This is a genomic window from Micromonospora sp. NPDC004540 (assembly GCF_040610095.1).
Lineage (GTDB): Bacteria > Actinomycetota > Actinomycetes > Mycobacteriales > Micromonosporaceae > Micromonospora.
In genome coordinates this window covers 46,729-71,405 of the sequence record NZ_JBEXLR010000009.1, presented here as the reverse complement: position 1 = coordinate 71,405, position 24,677 = coordinate 46,729, and the positions used below count along the sequence as shown (strand labels likewise).

Annotated in this window: 17 protein-coding genes; 6 read left to right on the top strand and 11 right to left on the bottom strand. The window is 75.0% G+C overall.

Features of this window, described 5'->3' with window-relative positions; all coding sequences use genetic code 11:
• Positions 1 to 68 precede the first annotated feature (68 nt).
• The 4 genes from ABZV78_RS05210 to ABZV78_RS05195 form a co-directional block, all read right to left on the bottom strand.
• A complete protein-coding gene (locus ABZV78_RS05210) occupies positions 69 to 272 on the bottom strand; it encodes a hypothetical protein (RefSeq protein WP_355635505.1) in 204 nt (67 codons plus the stop codon).
• A 2-nt stretch (positions 273 to 274) separates the two neighbouring features.
• Positions 275 to 1,321, bottom strand: coding sequence for a LacI family DNA-binding transcriptional regulator (locus ABZV78_RS05205; protein WP_355635504.1), 1,047 nt, complete (start codon positions 1,319 to 1,321; stop codon positions 275 to 277).
• An 87-nt stretch (positions 1,322 to 1,408) separates the two neighbouring features.
• Positions 1,409 to 2,296: a helix-turn-helix transcriptional regulator gene (locus ABZV78_RS05200; protein ID WP_355635503.1), complete on the bottom strand. Its 888-nt coding sequence runs from the start codon at positions 2,294 to 2,296 to the stop codon at positions 1,409 to 1,411.
• Between the two features lie 114 nt (positions 2,297 to 2,410).
• Positions 2,411 to 2,665 carry a DUF397 domain-containing protein gene (locus tag ABZV78_RS05195; RefSeq protein WP_355635502.1) on the bottom strand — a complete coding sequence of 85 codons (255 nt, stop codon included), beginning with the start codon at positions 2,663 to 2,665 and terminating at the stop codon, positions 2,411 to 2,413.
• A 254-nt stretch (positions 2,666 to 2,919) separates the two neighbouring features.
• Here ABZV78_RS05195 and ABZV78_RS05190 point away from each other — a divergent pair, with 254 nt between their 5' ends.
• On the top strand, positions 2,920 to 3,555 hold the full coding sequence (locus tag ABZV78_RS05190; RefSeq protein WP_355635501.1) for a GGDEF domain-containing protein: 636 nt from the start codon (positions 2,920 to 2,922) through the stop codon (positions 3,553 to 3,555).
• Between the two features lie 36 nt (positions 3,556 to 3,591).
• Here the strand turns inward: ABZV78_RS05190 and ABZV78_RS05185 are convergent, their stop codons facing one another.
• Positions 3,592 to 4,086 carry a type II toxin-antitoxin system PemK/MazF family toxin gene (locus tag ABZV78_RS05185; protein WP_355635500.1) on the bottom strand — a complete coding sequence of 165 codons (495 nt, stop codon included), beginning with the start codon at positions 4,084 to 4,086 and terminating at the stop codon, positions 3,592 to 3,594.
• 96 nt (positions 4,087 to 4,182) lie between these two features.
• Between ABZV78_RS05185 and ABZV78_RS05180 the strand changes: the two genes are divergently transcribed.
• The 3 genes from ABZV78_RS05180 to ABZV78_RS05170 all read left to right on the top strand — a co-directional run bounded on the left by ABZV78_RS05180 (position 4,183) and on the right by ABZV78_RS05170 (position 6,614).
• The gene (locus ABZV78_RS05180) at positions 4,183 to 4,785 is read left to right on the top strand and encodes a DUF4291 domain-containing protein (protein ID WP_355635499.1); all 603 of its coding nucleotides are present in this window, start codon (positions 4,183 to 4,185) and stop codon (positions 4,783 to 4,785) included.
• Positions 4,786 to 4,855: 70 nt separating this feature from the next.
• The gene (locus tag ABZV78_RS05175; RefSeq protein WP_355635498.1) at positions 4,856 to 5,875 is read left to right on the top strand and encodes a hypothetical protein; all 1,020 of its coding nucleotides are present in this window, start codon (positions 4,856 to 4,858) and stop codon (positions 5,873 to 5,875) included.
• Between the two features lie 109 nt (positions 5,876 to 5,984).
• Positions 5,985 to 6,614: a hypothetical protein gene (locus ABZV78_RS05170; protein ID WP_355635497.1), complete on the top strand. Its 630-nt coding sequence runs from the start codon at positions 5,985 to 5,987 to the stop codon at positions 6,612 to 6,614.
• A gap of 33 nt (positions 6,615 to 6,647) precedes the next feature.
• Here ABZV78_RS05170 and ABZV78_RS05165 read toward each other — a convergent pair whose 3' ends face one another.
• Positions 6,648 to 7,385, bottom strand: coding sequence for a class I SAM-dependent methyltransferase (locus tag ABZV78_RS05165; protein WP_355635496.1), 738 nt, complete (start codon positions 7,383 to 7,385; stop codon positions 6,648 to 6,650).
• A gap of 54 nt (positions 7,386 to 7,439) precedes the next feature.
• Between ABZV78_RS05165 and ABZV78_RS05160 the strand changes: the two genes are divergently transcribed.
• Positions 7,440 to 7,958 carry an NUDIX domain-containing protein gene (locus ABZV78_RS05160; protein ID WP_355635495.1) on the top strand — a complete coding sequence of 173 codons (519 nt, stop codon included), beginning with the start codon at positions 7,440 to 7,442 and terminating at the stop codon, positions 7,956 to 7,958.
• 40 nt (positions 7,959 to 7,998) lie between these two features.
• Entirely contained in the window at positions 7,999 to 9,234 is a 1,236-nt protein-coding gene (locus ABZV78_RS05155; protein WP_355635494.1) for a hypothetical protein, read from the top strand.
• A gap of 40 nt (positions 9,235 to 9,274) precedes the next feature.
• Here ABZV78_RS05155 and ABZV78_RS05150 read toward each other — a convergent pair whose 3' ends face one another.
• Genes ABZV78_RS05150 through ABZV78_RS05130 form a run of 5 tightly spaced genes read right to left on the bottom strand, consistent with a single transcriptional unit; the run spans position 9,275 to position 24,663 of the window.
• Positions 9,275 to 14,830 (bottom strand): amino acid adenylation domain-containing protein, encoded by a 5,556-nt coding sequence (locus ABZV78_RS05150; RefSeq protein ID WP_355635493.1) that lies wholly within the window; start codon positions 14,828 to 14,830, stop codon positions 9,275 to 9,277.
• Entirely contained in the window at positions 14,830 to 17,949 is a 3,120-nt protein-coding gene (locus ABZV78_RS05145; RefSeq protein ID WP_355635492.1) for an amino acid adenylation domain-containing protein, read from the bottom strand. The genes ABZV78_RS05150 and ABZV78_RS05145 overlap by 1 nt, the downstream gene beginning before the upstream one ends.
• Before the next feature lie 55 nt (positions 17,950 to 18,004).
• The gene (locus tag ABZV78_RS05140) at positions 18,005 to 18,193 is read right to left on the bottom strand and encodes an MbtH family protein (RefSeq protein WP_355635491.1); all 189 of its coding nucleotides are present in this window, start codon (positions 18,191 to 18,193) and stop codon (positions 18,005 to 18,007) included.
• A 1-nt stretch (position 18,194) separates the two neighbouring features.
• Positions 18,195 to 19,148 (bottom strand): TauD/TfdA family dioxygenase, encoded by a 954-nt coding sequence (locus ABZV78_RS05135; RefSeq protein WP_355635490.1) that lies wholly within the window; start codon positions 19,146 to 19,148, stop codon positions 18,195 to 18,197.
• Between the two features lie 25 nt (positions 19,149 to 19,173).
• The gene (locus ABZV78_RS05130) at positions 19,174 to 24,663 is read right to left on the bottom strand and encodes an SDR family NAD(P)-dependent oxidoreductase (RefSeq protein WP_355635489.1); all 5,490 of its coding nucleotides are present in this window, start codon (positions 24,661 to 24,663) and stop codon (positions 19,174 to 19,176) included.
• Between the last annotated feature and the right edge of the window lie 14 nt (positions 24,664 to 24,677).

The window sequence follows — 24,677 nt, the reverse complement described above, 5'->3', positions numbered from 1 at the left end:
GGCGGTTCCGGGCCGAACGGGATGCCGTCCGGGTGGCGCCGGCCACCCGGACGGTCCGCCGACCGTGGTCAGGACTGGCAGGTGGGCAGCGCGGCGGGGCGGGGCTCCATCCGGTCGGCGAGCCGGCGCAGGGCCCCCGCGGCGGCCAGCCGCGTGGGCGCCAACCGGGGCGGCCGGGGCCGGTCCGGGCGGACCGGGGCGTCGGGGCGGGCCGAGTTCACGTGCCGGGTCACGGCGTCGACGGCGAGGACGAAACCGGTCGAGTGTTCCATGGTCAACTCCTGGGGACGGGCCCGGTGGAGGTCCGGACGACGAGGTCGGTGGGGAGCAGGAGGTGGCCGTCGGCCGGGTCGGCCGGCGGCTCCAGCAGCAGCGCGGCGGCGAGCCGGCCCTTCTCCTCGGCCGGCTGCCGGACGGTGGTCAGCCCCGCGTCGGCGGCCTCGGCGACGTCGTCGAAGCCGCTGACCGAGAGGCCGCGGCGCGGACCGGCCGCGTCGAGCACACCGAGCGCCAGCACGTCGGAGCAGGCCAGAACGGCCGTGGGCGGGTCGTCGCCGGACAGCACCGGGGCGACGGCGGCGGCGCCGGCGGCCCGGCTGTTGCCGGTGGCGTTGAGCACGGTGATCGCCGGCCAGTCGACGCCGACCGCGGCGAACGCGTCGGCGAAGCCGGTGAGCCGGCCGCGGGTCGTGGGGTGGGGGGCATCGCCCGGATCGGCCAGCCGCAGCGGGCCGGGCGGCGCGGGCAGCACGGTGTCAGCGAGCAGGGCCACCCGCCGATGCCCGAGGCCGGCGACATGGGCGGCGACGGACCGGGCGGCGGCCCGCTCGTCGATGCCGACGAAGCGGTCCGCCGGGCCGGCGTCGGGGCGCGGGGCGGTGGTGACGAGGGGCAGCCCCCGGTCCCGGATCGCCCCGAGCACGTGCTCCTCGTCGCCGACGCAGTAGACGCAGAAGCCGTCGACCGCGGCGTTGTCGACGGCGGCCCGGGCCCGGTCGCGGTCGGCGGGCAGCGGCACCAGCAGCAGGCTGGTGCCGTGCCGCTCGGCGACCTGGCCGACGCCGGCGAGGAAGCGCACCGCGAACGGGTCGGTGAACGCGTAGGAGAGCTCGGAGGTGAACAGGACGCCGATCGCGCCGACGAAGCCCCGGCGCAGCGAACGGGCGGTCGGGTCGGGGCCCGGGTAGCCGAGGCGGCGCGCGGCGTCGAGGATCTTCGCCCGGAGCGCGGCGGAGAGCTGGTCCGGCCGGCTGTAGGCGTTGGAGACGGTGCTGCGGGAGACGCCCACCGCGTCCGCGACGTCCTGCAGGGTCGGCTTCACCGGTCTGCCCTTCTGGATCGATTCAGTGCTGTATCGATTCAGAAGCTACTCCGCCTGGCGGCGGTCGTCAACGGGAAAGCCGCGGCGTCAGGCCGGGTAGAGCTCGTCCCGGATGCGGGCCAGCAACTCGGCGGTGCGCTCGGGCGGCGCGGCCTCGCCGCAGAGCCGCTCCATGGCCCCCGCGTAGTGGTCGAGGTCGTCGCGCTTGTCGAGGTAGACCGCGCTCGTCAACTGTTCGATGTAGACGATGTCCGACAGGTCCTGGTCGCCGAAGCGCAGGATGCTGAAGGCGCCGCCGGCCGCCGCGTGCCCACCGGCGTCGAACGGGACGATCTGGAGCCGGATATGCGGCGCGGCGGTCGCCTCGATCAGGGCGTCCAACTGCCCGCGCATCACCTCGGGGCCGCCGACGGGCCGGCGCAGGGCGGCCTCGTCGAGCACCGCCCAGAGCTGTGGCGGCTCGCTGCGGCGCAGCAGTTGCTGGCGCTCCACCCGCAGGCTCACCCGCCGGTCGACCTCCGCGGGCGGGGCGCCCCGGTGGCCGAGCAGGATCACCGCACGGGCGTACGCGGGGGTCTGGAGCAGCCCCGGGACGAACTGCACCTCGTAGGTGCGGATCAACGCGGCGGCGGCCTCCAGCCCCAGGTAGGACTGGAACCAACCGGGCAGCACGTCACCGTAGCGGTGCCACCAGCCGGGGCTGTTGGCGTCGCGGGCGAGCTTGAGCAGCGCCGCCCGTTCGTCGGGCGCGGCGACGCCGTAGAGGGTGAGCAGGTCGGCGACGTCGCGTTCCTTGAAGCCGACCCGGCCCAGCTCCATCCGGCTGATCTTGGACTCGGAGGAGCGGATCTCCCAGCCGGCGCTCTCCCGGCTCACCCCGGCGCGCTCCCGGAGCCGGCGCAGCTGCGCCCCGAGCAGCATGCGCAGCACGGTCGGGCCGCTGGTCGGGCCTCCCTCGACGGGCACCGTCGTCACCTGGCCGTCCTTCGCATGCGACTGTCCTGACCGGACGCCCCAGCCCGGCCGAGGAGTAAGCATGCCATGGACCGACAGTGATGTGTACTCCTCCGGACGAGGGAGTCGGTCTCCTCAGCGGGACGGCGAGCGGGCGATCAGGTGGTCGAAGTCGCCGTCCCGGGCGCCGAGCACGAACGCGGCGATCTCGTCGACCGTGTAGATGAGCGCCGGTCCCTCGGGGTGCCGGGAGTTGCGCACCGCGATGCCGCCGCCGTCGGGCAGCTCGGCCAGCTCGACACAGTTCCCACTCGGGTTGCTGCGCCGGCTCTTCAGCCACCGCAACGGGGGCAGCTCGGTGGTGGGTACGCCGTTCGAGGGGTGCTGCATGGGGCGTCCTTCGCGGAAAAGAGCCAGCCGATGCCGCGGCGAGGGGCGGTGGGTGGCGACGGGGTTCTGTCGACTGAGGACGGAGATGCACGTGCATCTGCTATTGCATCTGCAATGGACAGCGAGCATGATATCGCACGTGCGGTGTACCCGGACGTTCACGCTCGGTTACCCGGATCTCGGTTGCGACCAGGGAGAACAGGTCCCGCCCGGCGTCGTCCGGCGAGGCCGGGGACTGCGGTGAGGGAGGGCGCGTGCCGGATCCGATGACCGTCGCCTCCGGCATCTCCGCAGCTGGCGCCCTGGTCTCCGCCTGGCAACTGCGCCGCCGGGCGCTGCGCGCCGAGGCCGAGATCGAGCTGCTCCAGGCCGAACTGGCGGCCGAACGGCACGCGGCCAGCCACGACCCGCTCACCGGGCTGCCCAACCGGCGGGCCTTCTTCCGGATCGCCGCCACCCTGCTCACCGACGCCGCCGGCAAGCCACTGGTGGCGATCGTGCTCGACCTCGACGACTTCAAGCAGGTCAACGACCGCTACGGGCACGCCGCGGGCGACCAGGTGCTGGTCAGCGTGGCGCAGCGGCTGGCCGCGTTCGCCGGGGACAACCTGGTCGCCCGGCTCGGCGGCGACGAGTTCGCCGGCCTGCTGGTCAGCCCGACGATGGACCGGCGCTGGATCGAGCACGCCACCCGACGGCTCTGCGAGGCGCTCGCCGCGCCGATCCCGCTCGGGGCCCGCAGCGTGCGGGTGACCGCCTCGGTCGGGCTCGCTCCGGTGCACGGCCCGACCCAGCTCACCGACGCGCTGCGCCGGGCCGACGCGGCGATGTACCAGGCGAAGACGGTCGGCGCCGCCCGCGCGGCCCGCCAACTCGTCGCCGAGTGCTGAGCCGGGCCGCGAGCGGGTGGTCCACCCGGCGCCCGGTCAGCGCCAGCCGTAGCCCGTGCGCAGCGCCTGGCCCACCCGGTCGAACCGGCGCCGGTCCAGCACCGCACCCTCCCGGCGGATGCTGTCCTCGCGCATGGTGAGCACCCGGTCCAGGCGGACCCAGCTCGGCCGCTGGTCGCGGTCCCACTCCCCCGGGCCCAGCGCCAGCCAGTGCCGCTGGCCGTTCCGGTCGCTCTGGCTGGACAGCATCAGCCCGAACAGCGTGCGGCTCTGCCGGCCGACCACCAGCACCGGCCGGTCCTTGCCCTGGCGGGGGTCGTCCTCGTAGGGCACCCAGGTCCAGACGATCTCCCCCGGGTCCGCCTGCCCGTCCAGCTCCGGCGCGTACGCCAGCTCGCGCCGCTGCAACGCGGCCACCTGGCGGCGCCGGGCGGGCTGGGCCGGGATCGGCCCGGCGGTACGGGTGGGCGCGGCGGCGCCCCCGGCGATCCGGCCGAGCCGGGACGCCACGTTCCTCAACAGACCTGCCACGGCGGGCAGCCTATCTTCCGCTTCGGGACGGGCGCGCGGCGGCGGAGACGGGGAATCCGGTGGCCGCGCCGGCCGGCGTTCCGCGACGATGCCCCGGTGACCGTTCCCCGCCATCAGATCCGGGCCGCCTTCACCGCCGACACCATCACCGTCTACCAGGCGTACCGGCCGGAGATCGCCGACGCGGCGCTGGCCGCCGGCCGGTTCGTGCCGCCGTTCAAGCGGGAGCGGATGACCTGGATCAAGCCCTCGTTCCGGTGGATGATGTACCGCTGCGGCTGGACCCTCAAGCCCGGCCAGGAACGGGTGCTCGCGGTCGAGATCACCCGGGCCGGCTTCGAGTGGGCGCTCGCGCACGCCTGCCTCAGCGGCTACGACCCGCGGCGGCACCCGGACCGGGAGAGCTGGCGGCGGCAGTTGCGCACCAGCCCGGTGCGGGTGCAGTGGGACCCGGAACGCTCGCTGCGGCTCGCCCCGCTGCCGTACCGGTCGGTGCAGGTGGGGCTGGCCGGCGAGGCGGTGCACCGCTACGTCGACGAATGGCTGGTGGGCCTCACCGACGTCACGCTGCTGGCCCGGGCGGTGCACGCCCGCCTCATCGCCGGCGACGAGGCCGGCGCGGCCGCGCTGCTGCCGGTCGAGCGGCCGTACTCGCTGCCCGTCGAGGCGGCCGAGGTGATCGACGCCCATCCGGACTGAGGCGCGCACAAATGGGGTTGTTCGATGGTGGCGCACGGCCGACCATGGTCGGCATGGCGGGAGATCGGGTGTGAGGACGCCGCTTCAGGGCGGGCTCCCGCCGATCGGCGCGGTGGCCGGCGCCGTCGTCGAGATCGCCTGCGACGAGTCCGGGTTCTCGGGCACCAACCTGCTCCGGTCGGCCAGCCCGGTCATCACGCACGCGAGTGTCGACCTCAGCGTGGACGAGGCCATCGGGCTCATCACCGCGCTGCGAGCCGGGTTCCGGTTCTCGCCCCACGAGTTGAAGTCCGCGCAGTTCCTCCGCGGCCCGGGCGCGGCCGAGGCAAGGGAGTGGTTCCTCGGTGCGCTGACCGGCCGCGCGTCCGTGCACCTGGTCGACAAGGAGTTCTTCCTCGTCACCCGGGTCGTCGACCTGCTGCTGTTCAAGCCGGTGTACGCGGCCGGCACCCGGCTGACGCAGGATCAGCGTCCGCCCGCTCTCGCCCTGTACCGGGCCGGCCGCTCGGCCGGCAGCGAGTGGGGTGTCTTCCTCGGGGCCTTCGTCGACCTGGTCCGGACCAAACGGCGGCAGCCGGATCCCCGGGCCGTGCAGCGGTTCTTCGCAGCCCGGGACGCGCTGCTGGGCACCGGCCTCGGCACACCGGCCGCTGCCGTCCTCACCGCGCTCGACCCGACCCACGTCTGGGCCGTGGTGACCCGGCTCGACAACGAGGACCGGTCGATCCCCCCACCGCTGGAACCGATGCTGCCGGCGCTGGCGGAAACGATCCTGTCCTGGAGCGGCGGCCAGCGGCGGGTACTGGTGACCCACGACGAGCAGAGCGCCCTCACGGCCGACCGGTTGACCCGTCTTCAGCGGGCGCTGGCCGACGAGGGGTCGGCGGCGGCGGACGCCGATTCGGCCGGCGCGTTGCCGGCCGGGGTGTCGCCCCTGGCCGGGCTCGTGATGGTCGACTCCCGCGACGATCCCCGGGTCCAGGTGGCCGACCTCCTCGCGGGAGTGGCCCGGCGGTCACCGGGGATCGTCGACGACGCCCTGCTCCAGCCGCTGCTGTCCCCGACGTCACTGCACGACCCCGAAGGGTGACGCTCGGACGACGTCGGGCCGAGCCGGCGACGGCGGGGGAAGAAACGTGACTCCCGAGCTGTCGTTGATCGGTCTCTGGGCGCTCGCCGCGTGCCGCACACTGCCCCCTATGAACCCTCCGGCCGCCTTCCTCGCCGATCCGCCGCAGAGCCCGGCGGTGACCGCCGCCTACGAGGGCGATGTCACCTCCGACGGCTACGTCAACAACCTCACCCGGGTCTGGTGCTGGCGTCCCGACGTGTTGGCGTCCTTCCAGGCCGTGCGTGCCGACCTCCTGGCCGGTTCGGGCCTGTCGCCGAGGGAGGTGGCCGTGATGGTGGCCGCCACCGCCGCTGCCCGCGACGACGCCTACTGCGCGCTGGCCTGGGGCGCCCGGCTGGCCGAGCTCAGTGACGAGGCGACCGCCGCACGCGTGCTGCGGGGCGCCGACGCCGACCTGTCCGAGCGGGAGAACGCGCTGGCCGCCTGGTCCCGTCAGGTCGTCCGGGATCCGAATGCCACGACCGACGCCGACGTGCAGCGCCTCCGCGACGCGGGTCTCGACGACCAGGAGATCTTCGAGGCGACGACCTGGATCGCGTTCCGGCTGGCGTTCTCGACCGTCAACGACGCCCTGGGAGCAGGCCCGGACCCGCAGCTCGCCGAGAAGGCGCCCCGGCTCGTCCGCGAAGCCGTCACCTTCGGCCGTCGGGTCCACGCGCCCGCCTCCGCGGCCCCGGCCGGTAGCGAAGCCGTCTGACGGTCGCGCCGGCACCGGCTGGTGCCGGCCGGGTCAGGCGGGCCGGCGGGCCAGGACGAGCGTGGTGCGCAGGTCGAGGACGACGGTGCCGCCGAACCCGTCGATCGCCGCGCCGACCGCGGCGAGCACCCGCTCGCGCAGCGCCGGCGGGCGGCGCAGCTGCGGCGAGAAGGTGCCGACCAGCCGCAGGTAGGCCGCGGTGTCCAGCGGCAGGTCCCGGCGGAAGACCGGCGCCCGGACATCGGTGAAGAGGCCGCTGCGGGCGATGTCGGCGTGGAACCAGTCGTCGGGGCGGTCGTTCTGCGGTTGCGGGTCGGCCGACTCGAACGCCGCCCGGATGGCGGCCCGCTGCCCCGGGTCGACGTAGTCGTAGCGGTGGCCGAAGACGGCGAGGGTGCCGCCGGGGCGGAGCGCGTCGTGCGCTCGGCGGTTGCGGGTGGCCGGGTCGAGCCAGTGCCAGGCCATGGCGCAGGCCAGCACCGGCACGCCGCGGGGCGGCGGGGTCCACTCCTCGAAGGCCGCCGTCACCACCTCGACCTGGGGGAAGCGCTCGGCCAGCACCCGGGCCATCCGGGGGTCCGGCTCGACGCAGGTCGTCGGCGCGCCGAGGCCGAGCAGGGTGGCGGTGGCCAGGCCGGTGCCGGCGCCCACCTCGACCAGGAGGTCGGGCGTCCCGCCGTGGTGGGCGCGGATCGCCGCGACGATCTCGGCCGGATAGCCTGGACGGACCTCGTGGTAGGCGCCGGCCACCTCGCCGAACAGCTGCGACATGGTCGTCATCATCGCAGGCCAGGCCGGTCACCGCCGCCCGACGAAGGGAGAGCCGTGGACCCGGAGCTGCCCGACGACCTGCCGTTGTTCGAGCGGGAGGCGGTCCGGCTCGTGGTGCTGGACGCCGCCGACCGGGTGCTGCTGTTCCATACCCGCGACCCCGACCATCCCGTGCTGGGCACCTGGTGGGAGCTGCCCGGCGGCGGGCTCGACCCCGGGGAGACCTACCTGGAGGCGGCCGTGCGGGAGCTGCGCGAGGAGGCCGGCATCGTGGTCGCGCCGGCCCAGGTGGGCGCGCCGACCTGGCGGCGGCGGGCCAGCTTCCGGCACCGGCAGCGGCGGCACCTCCAGGACGAGCTCGTGGTGACGGTACGGCTGCCCGGGCCGGGGCCGGACGTGGACGAGGCGGACCGGCTGGACTACGAGGTGGAGGACTACTTCGGGTTCCGCTGGTGGCCGGTGGCCGAGGTGGTCGCCGACCGGCCGCGCTGCTACCCGGGGCGGCTGCCGGAGCTGCTGCCGGCGTTCCTGGCCGGCGCGGAGATCGACGAGCCGTTCGAGTTGTGGTCCTGACCGGCGTGCCGGACGCGGCGCCGACCGGCACAGTGGAGCGGTGAACCCTCTCCACGCACCCCTGGCCCACTACGCCGAGCGGCTGCACCGCGCCGCCGGCGACGCCCACCACGTCGCCTCGCCGCTGGGCGCCTGGCTGCTGCTCGCGCTGACCGGCCCCGCGGCCACCGGCGAGGCCCGGGCCACCCTCACCGAGGCGCTCGGCACCGACGCGGACGACGCCGCCGCGGCGGCCCGCGCGCTGCTCGCCGAACCGCACCCGCTGGTCGCCGCGGCCACCGCCCTGTGGGAGCGGACCCCGTTCGAGGAGCTGGCCGCCTGGCGGGCCGGCCTGCCGGACCGCACCGAACGCGGCCCGCTGCCCGACCAGGCGACGCTCGACGCCTGGGCCCGGGAGCGCACCGGCGGCCTGATCGAGCGGTTCCCGCTCGCCGTCGCGCCGGACACCCTGCTCATCCTGGCCAGCGCGCTGGCCACCCGGGTGTCGTGGGCGGACCCGTTCCAGGTGGCGCCGGCCGCCGAGCTGGGGGCCGGCAGCGCGTGGGCGGGCCGGCTGCAACGAGTGCTGCGGACGCCGCCGTGGGGGCACCGCTGCTGGGTGGCGGCCACCGAGCGGGCCGGCGACGTGGCGGTGCACGCCGCGCCGGCCCGGCCGGCGGAGGACGGGGCCGGCCTGCTGGTGGTGTCGGTGGCCGCCGCGCCGGACGTGCCCGCGGCGGACGTGCTGGCCGCCGCCCAGGAGCTGGCCGCGGCGGCCGCCACCGCCCCGGACGGGGTCGAGCCGGGCCGGCGGTCCCTGTTCGACCTGCCGCTCGGCGAGACGCCGCTGTGGACGCTGCGGGAGGAGCCGACGCGGACGTTCGCCGCCGACGGCCGGGTGGAGCACGCCTCGGCCGTGCTGCCCTGCTGGTCGGCGGAGAGCCGGCACGACCTGACCCCGGCCGGGTTCGGCTTCGACGGGGCCGCCCGGGCGCTGGGCGCGCTGCTCGGGCTGGCGGAGCCGCCGTTCGAGGCGGTGCAGTCGGCGGTGGCGCGGTTCGGGCGGTACGGCTTCGAGGCCGCCGCGGTGACCGCGTTCGGGGTGGCGGCCGGGCTGCCGCCGGAGGGCATCGCCCGGCTCGCGGAGCTGCGGTTCGGGCACCCGTACGCGGTGGTGGCGGTGGCCACCGACGAGGCGGGCGGGCCGTGGCACGGGCTGCCGGTCTACTCGGCCTGGGTCGCCGAGCCCGCGGAGCTGCCCGAGGACGAGGTGGCCGACCCGCCGGAGCAGTGGTGAGCGCGGGGGCCTCCGGTCGCGGCCGGAGGCCCCCGTCGGCCTAGACGGCCATCGTCTCCCGCTCGACGGCCGCGTCGCGCTTGGCGGCGAGCCGCCGCTCCCGCTCCTGCGCGCCGATCAGGTCGTCGGGCAGGGAGTCCTCGACCTCCAGGTCGAAGCGGCGCAGCAGGCGGATCGCGAAGCCGCCGAGGGTGATCAGGATGAGGATCACCCCGAAGCAGACGTACGCGAAGCCGATGCCGCGGCCCGGACCGGTGCCGATCACCGCGCCCACCGACCCGGCCAGCGCCCCGCCCGGGGCGAGCATCGGCTCGAACAGGGCGGTGGCGCCCGGCGCGAGCAGCGCGAACCCGATGGGCAGGGTGGACCAGGCGATGGTCTGGTTGAGGCTGAACACCCGGCCGTGGAAGCGCTGGGGCACCTTGACCTGGACGATGGTCGCGTAGATCGACTGCGCGGTGGTCATCGCCATGGCCAGCCAGCACATGCCCACACAGATCATCGCCAGCGAGGCGTCCAGGCCGATCAGCACGCAGCCGATCGCGGTGCCCAGGTTGCCGATGAGCACGCCGATCATCCGCCGCCGGCGCGGCCCACCCCACAGCGACATGAGCACGCCGCCGGCCACCGCGCCGACCGCCTCGGCGAGGGCCACCTGGGCCACCTGGGTCGGGCTGCCGAAGGCGAGCACCAGCGGGGTGGCGAGCACCAGCGCGGGGGCGAGGAAGATGTTGCCCAGCGCGAAGTAGCCGAGCATCAGCCGGAAACCGCGGTGCTGCCAGGAGTAGCGCAGGCCGTTGGCGATGGCCACCAGCAGCCGCTCCCGGGGCCGCCAGCCGAGCAGGTCGGGGAAGCGGACCACGGCCAGGGTGAGCACCGCGACGACGTAGCTGGCCACGTCGATGAGCAGGATGCCCTTCAACTCGATGGCCGCCAGCAGGCCGGCCGCGAAGACCGGCATGAGCAGGGTGGCCACGCCGGTGGAGAGCTGGGTGATGCCCATGGCGTGGCCGAGGTAGCGCTTCGGCACGAGCTGCGGCACCGCCGACTGGAACGCGATCCGCTGGAACGACCCGGCCACCGAGCTGAGCGCGACCAGCAGGTAGATGTGCCAGAGCACCAGGTTGTCGGTCCACAGCAGGGCGGCCAGGACCAGCTGGACGGACCCGGCCGCGGAGCTGGCCAGCATCATGATCCGGCGCCGGCTGACCCGGTCCACGATGGCCCCGGCCACCGGGAGCATGAACACGCCGCAGATCAGCGCGAGCGCCCAGAGCAGGCCGAGGTCGGCCACCGACCCGGTGCGGTTGAACAGCCAGATCGGCAGGGCAAACGCGGTCAGCGCCGACCCGGTGCTGGAGACGAGCTGCCCGACGGTGATCGCCAGGAAGCGGGCCATGCTCGGCTTGACGGTCGCGGCGGCCGGCCGCTCCGCCGCGTCGGCGCTGCACCGGTCGAGCACCGCCCAGCCGGCGTCCTCACCCCGGGCCTGCGGGCCGAGGTCCGCCACGTCCCCGGCGACCACCGCCGGGTGCACCCGGGTGACGATCTCGGCGAGTTCCTCGGCGCGGTACTTGAGGAAGAAGTGCCCGGCCTGGTCGAGGACGACCAGCCCGAGGGTGTCGCTGAGGAACTGCCACTCGGCGTACCGCTCACGGTAGTAGTCGGTGACCGGGTCCTCGGAGCCGACCACCGAGATGATCGGGGCGCGCAGCTTCGTCGCCCGCTGGTCGAGCAGCCGGGTGAAGTACTCCTCGGAGGCGCGGGAGTCGGCCCGCATGTTGCTGATGATCCGGTCGGCCTGCTCCGGGTCCAGCTCGTCGGTGTCCACACCCATCGACTTGAGCCAGCTCGCGTAGTGCTTGTTGCTGCGCAGCTGCTCCAAGCGGTTGCGGGCGGCCGCGAAGAAGCCCTTGGGGCGGGCGAACGGGAACATCGCGCCGATGTAGACCGCGTCGAGGTCCCGCCCGGCCGCCTCGACCTTGCGGGCCACCTCGGCGACGATGGCGCTGCCCACGCCGCAGTGGCCGTAAAGGGCCAGTGGCCCCTCGACCCGTTCCAGGATCTCCTCGGCCACCCGGGTGGTCAGCTCGTCGAAGGGCAGCGCGTCCTCGCTGAGGCCGACGTCGTGGCCGGGGATGGCCAGCGACCACAGCGCGTGCCCGGCCGGCAGCGCGTCCGCGAGCGGCTGGTAGACGATGGCGCTGCCGCCGCCGTACGGGACGCAGACGTAGGTGAGCACCCGCTGGGCGGCGGGGATCGGCTTCGTCAGCTCGTAGAGCAGCCGGCGCGGGCCGGCCTCGGCGGCGTCGCCGGAGATGAACGCGGCCAGCTCGCGGATGGTCCGCTGCTGGAACAGGTCCATGACGCCGACCGCCCGGCCGCCCAGCTCCGCCTTGCGGATCTTCGCGACCACCTGGGTGGCGAGCATGGAGTGCCCGCCCAGGTCGAAGAAGTCGTCGTCGATGCCGAGCGTGTCGACGCCGAGCACCTCGGACCAGATGGCGGCGAGCGCCCGCTCGGTGTCGTCGCGCGGCTCGACCAGCGCCACCGACGCCTCGCGGGTGACCACCGGCGCGGGCAGCGCCCTGCGGTCGAGCTTGCCGTTCGGGGTCAGGGGCAGCGCGTCGAGGGTGACGAACGCGGCCGGCACCATGTATTCGGGCAGGGTCTCCTTGAGCGCGGCCTTCAGCGCCCCGTGCTCGGCCGGCCCGACCAGGTACGCGGTGAGCCGCTTGTCGCCGGGGCTGTCCTCGCGGACGATCACCGCGGCCTCGGTCACCCCGGGCTGCTCGCGCAGCGCGCTCTCGATCTCGCCCAGCTCGATGCGCAGGCCGCGCAGCTTGACCTGGTGATCGATCCGGCCGAGGAACTCGATGACGCCGGCGCCGTCCGGCGCGACGACCCAGCGGGCCAGGTCACCGGTGCGGTAGAGCCGGGCACCCGGCTCGCCCGAGAAGGGGTCGGGGACGAACTTCTCCGCGGTCAGCGCCGGCCGGCGGTGGTAGCCGCGGGCCAGCCCGACGCCGCCGATGTGCAGCTCCCCGGCCACTCCGACCGGGCACTCGGCGCCGGCCGGGTCGAGCACGTGCAGCCGCAGGTTGGCGATGGGCGCGCCGATCGGCACACCGGTCACCTCGGTCAGCCGGGCCGGGTCGCAGTGCCAGGCCGTGACGTCGATGGCCGCCTCGGTCGGGCCGTAGAGGTTGTGCAGGCCGCACCAGGGCAGCCGGGCGGTGAAGTCGAGCGCGGAGGCCAGCGGCAGCTCCTCGCCGGAGCAGATCACCCGGCGCAGCGCCGTGGCCGCCGCGATGCCGTCCTCGGCGAGGAAGACGGTCAGCATCGACGGTACGAAGTGGGCGGTGGTGATCCCCTCGGCGACCAGCAGGTCACGCAGGTAGCCGGCGTCCTTGTGGCCGCCGGGTCTGGCGAGCACCAGCCGGGCGCCGGTGCGCAGCGGCCAGAAGAACTCCCAGACCGAGACGTCGAAGCTGGCCGGGGTCTTCTGGAGCACCGCGTCGTCGGCGCCGAGGCCGTACGTCTTCTGCATCCAGTCGAGCCGGTTCACGATGCCCCGGTGGGTGTTCGGCACGCCCTTGGGACGGCCGGTCGATCCGGAGGTGTAGATGACGTACGCCAGGTGCTCGGGGCCAGCGGTGGGCTCCGGGTCGGTGCTCGGCTGGTCGGCCCAGACCGTGGCGTCGTCGAGGGCGAGCACGGTGGCGGCGGTGGCCGGCAGCACGTCGCGCAGGTGCTCCTGGACGAGCACCACGGGCGCGTCGGCGTCGGTGACCATGAAGGCGAGCCGGTCCGCCGGGTACTCCGGGTCCAGCGGCAGGTAGGCGCCGCCGGCCTTGAGCACGCCGAGCAGGCCGGCGACCAGCTCGACGGAGCGTTCCGCGCAGACCCCGACCAGGGTCTCCGGGCCGACGCCGGCGACGCGCAGCCGGTGCGCGATCCGGCTGGCCGCGGCGTTCAGCTCGGCGTAGGTGAGGCTGCGTCCCTCGATGGTGACGGCGACGGCGTCCGGGGTGGCGGCGGCGCGCTCCTCGATCGGGCCGTGCAGGGTCTGGGTGCGCGGGAAGTCGGCGGCCGTGTCGTTCCAGCCGGCCAGCAGTGACCGCTCGTCGGCGGGGAGCAGCTCCAGCCGGGAGACCGGGGTGTCCGGCGCGGCGACGATCGCGGCCAGCAGGGTGGTCCATCGCCGGGCCATCCGCTCGACGGTGTCCCGGGTGAACAGGTCGGTGTTGAAGACCAGCTTGCCCCAGAGCCCGTCGACGGTCTCCACCGCGTGCAGCTCGAAGTCGAACCGGGTGGCCCGCAGCTCCATGGGGGTCCACTCGAAGCTGACCTCGTCGCTGCGGGACACCCCGCGGAACCGGCCCATCTCGTAGTTCTGGAGCACGAACATGGTCTGGAACACCGGGGAGCGGCTCACGTCGCGGGGCAGCCCCAGCTCGTGCACCACCTTGGCGAACGGCACCTCGGCGTGCTCGAAACCGTCGAGCACGCTGCGCCGGGTGCGCGCCAGCAGCTCCGCGAAGGTGGGGTCGCCGGCCAGCTCGGCGCGGAGCGGCAGCATGTTGATGAACATGCCGACGACGTTCTCCAGCTCGGGCGCGGACCGGCCGGCCACCGAGGCGCCGACCGCGAAGTCGTCCTGGCCGGCGTGCCGGGCCAGCAGCACCTGGTAGGCGGCGAGCAGCGTCATGAACAGCGTGCCGCCGCTCGCCCGGGTGAGCGCGTTGAGCGCCTCGGTGGCCGCCGGGTCGAGCTGGAACTCGACGAAGTCGCCCCGGTAGGTCTGGGTGGCCGGGCGGGGCCGGTCCAGCGGCAGTTCCAGCGGGGTGATGCCGGCGAGGCGCTGCTTCCAGTAGTCGACGTGCGCTCGGGCCTGCGGGCCGTCCAGCTCCTCGGCCTCCCAGACGGCGAAGTCGCCGTACTGGATCGGCAGGGCGGGCGGCTCGCCGCCCCGGTAGAGGGTGATCAGGTCGCGCAGCAGCACGTCCACCGACCAGCCGTCGCCGACGATGTGGTGCTGACCGAGGAAGAGCACGTGGTCGTCGGCGACGCTCATCCGGTCCGGAGTGCCGTCTTGCGGCGCGGAGGCCGGATTATCGTCGTTAGCCAGCCGGATCAGCAGGGCACGCAGCAGCGGCCCGTCGGCCAGGTCGAACGGTTCGGCGGCGGCCGCGTCCACGAGCGCCTGCGCGCTCGCCTCGTCCGGCGCGTCCACGATGGTCAGCGGCACCTCGACGGACTCCTCCACCACCACGGTGGGGCGGCCGTCCGCGTCGGCCGGAAAGCGGGTGCGCTGCGACTCGTGCCGGGCGCCGAGCGCGGCCAGGGCCCCGCGCAGCGCCTCGACGTCGAGCGGGCCGCGCACCCGCAGCGGCACCGCGATGTGGTACGCCGCCTCGCCCGGAGCGAGCTGGTCCATGAACCAGACCCGTTCCTGGGCGTACGACAGCGGCACCTCGGCGCCGGCGGGCCGGGGGGTGATCCGGGCCGCGGGGGCGGCCTGGCGGGCGCGCAACCGCTTGGCGATCAGCGCCTGCCGGGCCGCCTCGCGGGCCGGATCCTTCAGGTCGGTCATCAGCTGCTTTCCTCTTCCGCCGCGAGCAGCGCGGCGACCTCGCTGTCGGAGAGCCCGTCGAGTTCCGCGGCGATCCGCTGCTCGATCTGGGCGGCCAGGTCCGCCACCACGGGGCTGCTGAACAGCGCCCGCATGGGCAGGTCGACGTCCACCTCGGCGCGGATCCGGGCCATGGCCCGCATGCCGCGCAGCGAGTTGCCGCCGAGGGTGAAGAAGTCGTCCAGGGCGCCGACCTTCTCCACCTGGAGGATCTCGGCGTACACCTCGGCGACCAGGGACTCGGCCTCGGTGCGCGGCGCCACGTAGGCGTCCTCGGCGGGAGCGGCGGCGGCCGGTGCGGGCAGCGCGGCCCGGTCCAGCTTGCCGTTCGGCGTCAGCGGCAGCGCGTCGAGCCGGACCAGGGCCGCCGGCACCAGGTGCGCGGGCAGTTCCCGGGCCAGTTCGGCGCGGACCGAGTCCTCGTGGGCGGGGCCGACCAGGTAGCCGACCAGGGTCGGCTCGCCGCCGTCGGTGCGCACCGCCGCGGCGGCCGCCCGGACGTCCGGGTGGGCCAGCAGCGCGGCCTCGACCTCACCCAGCTCGATCCGCATGCCGCGCACCTTGACCTGGTCGTCCCGGCGGCCCAGGTAGTCCAGCGTGCCGTCGGGCCGCCAGCGGGCCAGGTCGCCGGTGGCGTACATCCGGGCCCCGGGCGGGCCGTAGGGGCAGGGCAGGAAGCGCTCGGCGGTGAGGCCGGGGCGGCGGTGGTAGCCGCGGGCGAGCTGCGCGCCGGTCACGTACAGCTCGCCGACCACGCCCGGCGGCACCGGCTGGAGGGCGGCGTCGAGCAGCAGCGCCCGGGTGTTCCAGGTGGGCGTGCCGATCGGCACCGGGCCGGGCCCGACCGGCTCGCCCGGGGCGATCCGGGCCGCCACGCAGCCCACGGTGGCCTCGGTCGGGCCGTACTCGTTGACCACCGCCACGTCGGGGTGGGCGGCCCGCCAACCGGCGAGCTGCTCGCCGGTGAGCGCCTCGCCGCCGATCACCAGGTCGGCGGTGGGCGACAGTTCGCCGTCGAGCAGCGACAGGTGGCTCGGGGTGACCTTGAGGAAGGCCGGCCGGCCACCGGCCCGGGCGGCGGCGTCGTCGATCGCGGCGAGCCGGACCGTGCCGCCGGCGGTGAGCGTGCCGAGCAGGCCGGTGACGGTGAGGTCGAAGGAGACCGGCGAGTGCAGCAGCGCGGTGCCGGTCAGTCCCGGATAGGTGTCCCGGGCCCAGGCCAGGTAGGCGGTCACCGCCCGGTGCTCCACCACCACGCCCTTGGGCCGGCCGGTGGACCCGGAGGTGTAGAGCACGTACGCCGGGTGCTCGGGGCGCAGCGGGCTCCGCCGGTCGGCGTCGGTCAGGTCGCCGTCGGGCTGGTCCGCGCCGAGTTCCCCGTCGAGCACCAGCGCGTCGCCGGGCACCAGGGCGGCGGTGTCCGGGGTGGCCACCACCAGGGCCGGCGCGGCGTCCTCCAGCAGGTAGGCGATCCGCCCGGCCGGATAGCCGGTGTCCACCGGCACGTACGCGGCGCCGGACTTCAGCACGGCGAGCATCGCCACCACCAGCTCGCAGGAGCGGGGCAGGGCGAGCGCGACCCGGGTCTCCGGGCCGGCGCCGCGGGCCACCAGCAGCCGGGCCAGCCGGTTCGCGGCGGTGTTCAGCTCGGCGTACGTCAGCGGCACGCCGTCGCAGACCAGGGCCGTGGCGTCCGGGGTGGCAGCGGCCCGCCGCTGCACCTCGTCGACCACGGTGGCCGGCGGCACCTCGCGCGCGGTGTCGTTCCAGGCGCCCAGCACCAGGTCGCGCTCGGCGTCGGTGAGCAGCGGCAGCGCGGCGACGGTGCGCTCCGGGTCGGCCACGGCGGCGGTGAGCAGCCGGACGTACCGCCGCACCACCGTCTCGGCGGTGGCCCGGTCGAACAGCGCGGTCCGGTAGACCAGGCGGCACTCCCCGGCGGTGATGTCGAAGGCCAGGTCGTCCTTCGTGGTGCCCAGCTCGACCGGGTCGAGGCCGGAGTCCGGGATGTAGTTCAGCGCGGTCTGGAAGATCGGCTGCACCGACGGGTCGCGCTGCGGGTCGACCGCCTCGACGATCTTCTGGAACGGGGTCTGCCCGTACTCCATGGCGTCGACCAGGCCGTCCCGGACCCGGCCGAGCAGCGCGGCGAAGGCCGGGTCGCCGGAGACGTCGCAGCGCAGCGCCACCGGGTTGACGAACATGCCGATGAGCGGGGCCAGCTCGGGAGTGTCCCGGCCCGCCGTGGAGACGCCGACCACCACGTCGGTGTCGCCGGAGATCCGCGACAGCAGCGCCGCGAAGCCCGCCAGCAGCACCATGTACGGCGTGGCCGTCGCGCCGGCGGCCAGCCGGCCGACCCGGTCGAGCAGGCCGTCGGGCAGGTCGAAGCGCACCTCGTCGCCGGCGAAGCCGAGCTGGGTGGGGCGGGGCCGGTCCAGCGGCAGGTTGGTCACCGGCGGGGCGCCGGCCAGGTGGCCGGTCCAGAAGGCGAGCTGCCGGTCCAGTTCCGCGCCGCCGAGCTGGTCGCGCTGCCAGACCGCGAAGTCGGCGTACTGAATCGGCAGCTCGGCCACGGCGGGCTCGGCGCCGGTCTGCGCGGCCGCGCTGAACGCGGCGAGTTCGGCGTGGAACAGCACCGCCGAGTGGCTGTCGAAGACGGCGTGATGCACCACGAAGACCAGCGCCCAGGCGTCGTCGAGGCGGACCAGCCGGGCCCGCCACAGCGGCGGGGTGTCCAGCGGGATCGGGATGCGGGCCAGCTCGGCCCGGATCGCCTCGAACGCGGCCAGCCGCTCGGCCTCGGGCAGGTGGCGCAGGTCGGTGGTGGGCAGCCGGGCCGGCTCGTGGGCCCGGACCACCTGCGCCAGCGCGCCGTCGTCTTCCCGCAGGTGGGTACGGAGTGCCTCGTGCCGGGCCACCACCCGGTTGACCACGTCGCCGGCCGTGTCGGCGTCGATGCCGGCCGGGAAGCGCCACGGGATGGACACGTTGAACACCGGCGAGCCGGCGTCGAGCTGGTTGGCCATCCATACCCGCTCCTGGGCGTAGGAGGCCGGGAAGGTCCATTCCTGACTCATCGTTGCCGCCTTCCGTTCGCGACTGCGGGGCTCCGCTTCGCTGCACTCCTCGCGCTCACTGACTGGCCTCGCGGACGGAGCGGGGACGCATGTCGGTCCAGACCGTGTCGATGTGGGCCAGGCACTCCTCGCGGGTGCCGGCGAAGCCGGTGTCGTGCCAGCCCGCGGGGAGGTCCCGGTCGGCCGACCAGATCGAGTACTGCTCCTCGTCGTTGCGAACGACCAGGAATCGGGGGTCGGCCATCTCAGTTCGCTCCAGGGGTGTCGGGGGTGTGCGGCTCGGCCATCGCCACGGCGATCCTGCGGCGGCCGGTGAAGGGCTCCCGGCCGTGCGCGGCGGTCATGTTGTCCACCACCAGCACGTCGTCGCGCTGGTAGTCGAAGCGGACGGTGGCCGCCCGGTAGGCGGCGCGCAGGTGGTCCATGACGTCGGCGGGGATCTCGGCGCCGTCGCCGTAGTAGGTGTTCGACGGCAGCCCGTCGGCGCCGAACATGGCCAGCAGCCCTTCCTGGTAGTCCTTCGGCAGGGTGCTCACGTGGAAGAAGGTGGCGTGGTTGAACCAGCGCGGGGTGTCCGAGCCGGGCCGGTGGTGCACCACGTCGCGCACGGCCCGGGTGCGCAGGCCGTCCTTGCCGACCCATTCCACGGTGATCCCGTTGGCCGCCGCGTACGCCTCGACCTCGGCCCGGTTCTCGGTGTTGAACACCTCCTGCCAGCGGGTGCCGAAGTCGCCGTGGAAGTTGCGCACCAGCATCCAGCGCCGCCGGACGAACTCCTCGCGCACGGCCGGGTCGATCAGGTCGTGGACCCGGCGGACGTCGGCCAGCGGGGTGGCGCCCTGGGTCTCCGGCGCGGTGATGCAGTAGAAGAACAGGGTCAGCGGCCAGCGCGCCTGGTACGAGTTCTCGTTGTGTAGGAAGATCTCCTCGTCCGGCGGGTAGTCGGTCGAGGTGTACACCCGGCCCTTGATGGAGTGCCGGGGCGAGGAACGCTCCGTGTAGGTCAGCGGCTCGCCGGACAGGGCACGGACCACCCCGTCGAAGCCGTCCACCCCGCCGACGTCGAAACCGCGGAACAGCAGCCCGCCGTGCTCGACGAGGGTGGCGCGGAGCTCGGCGCGGCGGGCCGCGATCAGGTCGGTCAGGGCCCGGCCGTCGTTCTCGACGACCACCGGGAGCGTGGCGATCGTGTCGCTCATGATGCGGTGTCTCCTGTTCTCGTGGTCAGGCGCGGGGCAGCCGCGGGATGGCCGGGATCGCCGCCGGCGCGGCCGGTTCGTCGTCGGGCCGGCTGGCCCGCAGCTCCTCGATCCGGGCGGCCAGCCCGGCGACCGTGGGGGTCTCGAAGAGGCTGCGCATGGGCAGCCGCACCCCGGTGGCCTTGCGCATCGCGGCGATCAGCTGCACCGCGACCAGCGAGTTGCCGCCCAGGGCGAAGAAATCGTCGTCCACGCCGACCTCGGTCACGCCGAGGCCGTCCCGCCACACCTGGGCGATGGTCTTCTCCAGCTCGGTCGAGGGGGCGGCCGAGCCGCCGCCCGTGCCGGCCGCCGCGGTGGCCGGGGCGTCGGTCTCCGCCTCCAGCCTGTCCGTGGTCACCCGGGCCGAGCGCCGCCGGATGTCGGCGACGGTGCGGGTGGTGATGACCACCTGCGCGCCCAGGCCGGCGGTGAGGCTGCGGCGGAACGCCTCCGCACCGTCGACCGGCCGGATGTCCTCGGTGACCGGGGCCGGCGCGGCCTCGGCGGCGGCCGGGGTGTCGGCGAGGCCGCCGGTGACGGCGCCCTGGTCCACCTTGCGGAGCACGAAGTCGCCGATGGCGACCAGTTCCCGGCCCTCGGTGTCGCGCAGCGACAGGTCGGCCGCGACCACCTCCTCGGTGGCGCTGGGCCGGTGCCGCAGGTGGCTGTGGAAGGTCGCCGGCAGCGCCCCGCGCACCACGATCCGCCCGTACGACAGCGGCAGGTAGGTGCCGGAGCCCTGGCCGCGACCGAACGCGGTGGCCACGTCCAGCAGCGCCGGGTGCAGCCCCCAGGAGGGCAGGTCGCCGAGCGCGGCGGCGGGCGCCTCGACCCGGGCCAGTTCCTCCCCCTCGGCCAGGTGGTGCTCGGCCAGCGCGGCCCAGCGCGGCCCGAAGGTGAGCATGCTGGTGCGGCCCCGGCCGAACGAGGCGTCGTCGTCGACCCGGCGCCCCGCGACGGCGGGCGTGCCGGCCGGCGGGGCGGGCTCGGTGGTCCAGCCCGCGGCGCCGCGCACGTGGGTGCGGAGCTGGCCGGCGGCCAGGCTGGCCACGGTGAAGTCCACCCCGTCCTCGGCCGGCGTCAGCTCCACCCGGTACTGCGCGACCGTGCCGTCCGGCACCGAGAAGGTCTCCAGGAAGACCACGTCCCGCAGTTCCACGGCGGCGTCCGGCGCCGGGGCGGGCAGCGCGGCGGTCACCGCGGCCCGCACCGACTCCAGGTGGGCGGTGCCCGGCACCACCGGCACCCCGCCGATCCGGTGCTCGTCGAGCAGCCAGTGGGTGGCGGCGGAGACCAGGCCGTGCAGCAGCGTGCCGTCCGGGCCGGTCACCTTCGTGGTGAGCACCGGGTGGTCCACCGGGCTGGTGACGGTGTCCCGCCCGGCGGCCCGGAAGGCGGCCGGCGCGTTGGTCTCCACGGCCATGCCGACCTCGGCCCAGCCGCCCCAGTTCTGCGACACCACCGGGGCGCGGAAGCCGGCGCCGGAGCGCGCCCAGGCGTCCAGGAAGTTGTTCGCCGCGCAGTAGTCGACCTGGCCGAAGCCGCCGATCACCGCCGTGATCGAGGAGCAGAGCACCACGAAGTCCAGCGGCAGGTCGCCGAAGACCTGGGCCAGGGCGAGGGTGCCGGCGAGCTTCGGGGCGAGCACCCGCTCCGCCTCGGCCCGCTCCTTGATCTCGGCCATGCCACCGCCGGGCAGGCCGGCGGCGTGCACGATGCCGTCCAGCCCGCCGAACCGGGACACCGCCGCCTCGCGTACCCGGCGCAGGTCGTCCGGGTCGGTGACGTCGGCGGCGAGCACCAGCACCTCGGCCCCGGCCGCCTCCATCCGGCGGATCGCCGCGATGGCCCGGCCGGCCCGGTCCGCGCCGCCGTGCACCGCCAGGTGCTCGTCCCAGTGGTCCCGCTCGGGCAGGCCGGAGCGGGCCAGCAGCACCAGCTTGGCGCGGGCCCGGCGGGCGAAGTCCTCGGCCAGAGTGACGCCGATGCCGCCGAGACCGCCGGTGATCAGGTAGCGGCCCGCCTCGCGCAGCACGCCCGGGTCACCCTCGGCGTCCACGGTGACCTGCTCGTAGCCGGCCACCCAGCGGCGGTCACGGCGCAGCGCCACCTCCGTGTGCTCGGGGTCGGCCGGGCCGCGCAGCTCGGCCGCGAGCGCGGCGGCCCCGCGCGCGGCGGTGTCCGCGTCGACCAGCCGGACGGCGAGCCCGGGCAGCTCGACCGGGAGCACCCGGGCCAGGCCGGCCAGGGTGGCGTGCTCGGGCCGGACCAGGTCGTCGCCGCGGACGTCGCCGGTGCCGGCGGTGACCAGGTCGAGGCGGATCCCCTCCTCGTCGGCGGTGAGCCCGGCGCCGGCGAGCGCCTGCACCAGGTGCAGCGCGCTGAAGAAGCCCCGGTCCTGGGCGGCCCAGGCCGCGGCGATGTCGGTGCCGGCCGGCTCTCCGTCCAGGGCGTACGCGTGCACGATCCGGCGGGGCAGGTCGGCGCCGAGCGCGGCGACCAGGGCCTCGTGGTCCTCCCGGACGCCGGGGCGCAGCCGGAAGCCGGTGGCGGTGGCGGCGAAGGCGTCGCCGGCGCGTACCTCGACCGGGTCGTCGCCGGCGGCGCGCAACGCGGCGACGAGCGCCTCGCCGCGCGGGCCGTCGGCCAGCACCAGGCACCGGCCCAGCGGGACGACGGTCCGGACCGGGGCGGCCTGCCGCCACACCGGCACGGCGAACCACTCCGGCAGCGGCCGGGGCCCGGTCTCCACCGGGGCCGCCGCCTGCTCCACCGGGTCCGGGTCGACCCAGTAGCGGCGCCGCTCGAAGGGGTAGGTGGGCAGCGGCACCCGCCGGGCGTCGGGGTCGGCGGCCAGGGTCACCGGCACCCCGGCGCACCAGAGCGCCCCGGCGCTGCCGAGCAGGGTGGCCAGGTCGCCGGTGGGCTCGCCCGGCCCGGGCAGGCTGCCCAGCGGGGTCAGCTTCCGCTGCGCCTCGGCCGCCTTGGCGACCTGCATCCGGGCCAGGTTGGCGAGCTGCCGGCCGGGGCCGCACTCGACCAGCGCCCAGGTGCCCTCGGCGAGCAGCGTCGCCACGCAGGCGCCGAAGCGGACCGGCCGGCGCAGGTGCGCCGCCCAGTAGGCCGGGTCGGTGGCCTGCTCGGCGGTGATCCAGGTGCCGGTCACGTTGGACAGGAACGGCACCGCCGGCGGGCGCAGCGGCACGCTCGCCATCAGCGCGGTGAACTCGTCGAGGATCGGGTCCATCATCGGCGAGTGGAAGGCGTGCGAGGTGCGCAGGAGCTTGGACTTGTTCTTGCCGCCCAGGCTCGCGGCGAACTCCTCGACCAGCGCCGTCTCGCCGGCCACCACGCAGGTGCCCGGGCCGTTGACGCTGGCCACCGACAGCCCCGCGGGCAGCCGGTCGGCGACCGCCGACTCGTCCAGCGTCACGGCGAGCATCGAGCCGGCCGGCAGCGAGTGCATGAGCCGGCCCCGGGCGGCGACCACCCGCAGCGCGTCGGGGAGGCTGAGCACGCCGGCCACCGTGGCGGCGACGTACTCGCCGATGGAGTGACCGATCATCGCGGCCGGGGCGACGCCGGCACGCTGCCAGGCGGTGGCGAGGGCGTACTCGACGGTGAACAGGGCGGGCTGGGTGTAGCGGGTCTGGGTGAGCTTCTCCCCCGCCTCCGGGTCGCGGCCGAGGATCAGGTCCCGGATGTCCAGGCCCAGCTCGGGGCGGAGCAGCTCGGCGCACTCGTCCACGATGGCCGCGAACGCCGGGTCCTCGGCGTAGAGCTCGGCACCCATGCCGGCGTACTGGGAGCCCTGGCCGCTGAACAGGAGGGCGACCCGCGGGGCGGGACCGTCGAGGGCACCCCGGTGGCCCTTGCGCTTGTCGCGCAGGGCGGCCGCCGCGGACGGCAGGTCGGTGGCAACCACGGCGGCGCGGTGCGGGTAGTGCTGGCGGCCGACCCGCAGGGTGTGCGCGACGTCGGCGAGCAGTCCTGCGCCGCCTCCGGCGGCGCCAAACAGTTCGGTGCCGCCTCCGCTGCCACTTTCCAGGTGGTCGGCGAGGCGCTTGACCGCCGTGTCCAGCGCGGTCGGGGTCTTCGCCGAGACCTGGAGCAGGTGCGCCGGGCGGACCCGCCGCTCGGTCCGGTACGCGGCCGGCGCCTCCTCCAGCACCACGTGCGCGTTGGTGCCGCCGATGCCGAACGAGCTGACCCCGGCGCGCCGCGGCCCGCCGTCGGTGTCCCACTTGGTCAGCGTGTTCGCCACGTAGAACGGGGTGTCGGCGAAGTCGATGGCCGGGTTCGGGGTCTCGTAGTTGATGGTCGGCGGGATCAGGCCGTGCTCCATGGCGAGCACCGTCTTGATGACGCTGACGATGCCGGAGGGCTGGCTGAGGTGGCCGATGTTGGACTTCACCGAGCCGATGCCGCACCAGCCCCGGTCGTCGGTGTCCTTGGTGTACACCGCGGAGAGGGCGGCGATCTCGATCGGGTCGCCGAGCGCCGTGCCGGTGCCGTGGGCCTCGACGTAGCTGATCGTGCGCGGGTCGATGCCGGCCAGGCCGACCGCCTGGGCGACCGCCTCCATCTGCCCGTCGATGCTGGGGGCGGTGAAGCCGACCTTGCCGGCGCCGTCGTTGTTGATCGCGTTGCCGAGCACCACGGCGCGGATGGTGTCGCCGTCGGCGATCGCGTCGGAGAGGCGCTTGAGCAGGGTGACCCCGACGCCGCTGCCCCACACCGTGCCGTTGGCCCCGGCGTCGAACGGGCGGCAGCGGCCGTCCGGGGAGGTGAAGCCGTCCATGCCGAGGTAGCCGATGTGCGGCAGCTCGATGTTGACCCCGCCGGCCAGGGCCATGTCGCACTCGCCGTTGCGCAGCGCCTCGCAGGCGAGGTGGAACGCCACCAGCGAGGTGGAGCAGGCGGTGTGCACGGTGAGGCTGGGCCCGCGCAGGTCGAGCCGGTAGGAGACGTTGGTGGCCACGTAGTTCGGCGAGTTGCCGGTGGCGAGGGAGACCGCCCCGTGCGGGCTGCCGCCGACCCGCTTGTTGCGCAGCACGTTGCGGTGCAGGTAGGTGTTGCCGCCGGTGCCGGCGTAGACGCCGACCGCGCCGTCGTAGCGGGCCGGGTCGTAGCCGGCGTCCTGGAGCGCGGTGTAGCAGGTCTCCAGGAAGAGGCGGTGCTGCGGGTCGGTGATCTCGGCCTCGCGGGCGGTCATCCCGAACAGGCCGGCGTCGAACTCGTCGTAGCCGTCGACCAGCGGGGCCCGGCTCACCCAGCCGGGGTCGTCGACCTCCTCGGGGGTGGCGCCGCGGGCGATCTGCTCCTCGCGGGTCAGCTCGGTCACCGACTCGACGCCGTCGACCAGGTTGCGCCAGAACTCGTCGACGTCGGCCGCGCCGGGTAGGCGGGCGGCCAGCCCGACGATCGCGATCGGGTCGATGCCGTCGTCGGTGGTGGGAATGTCGTTCTGCATCCGGGTTGTCCTTA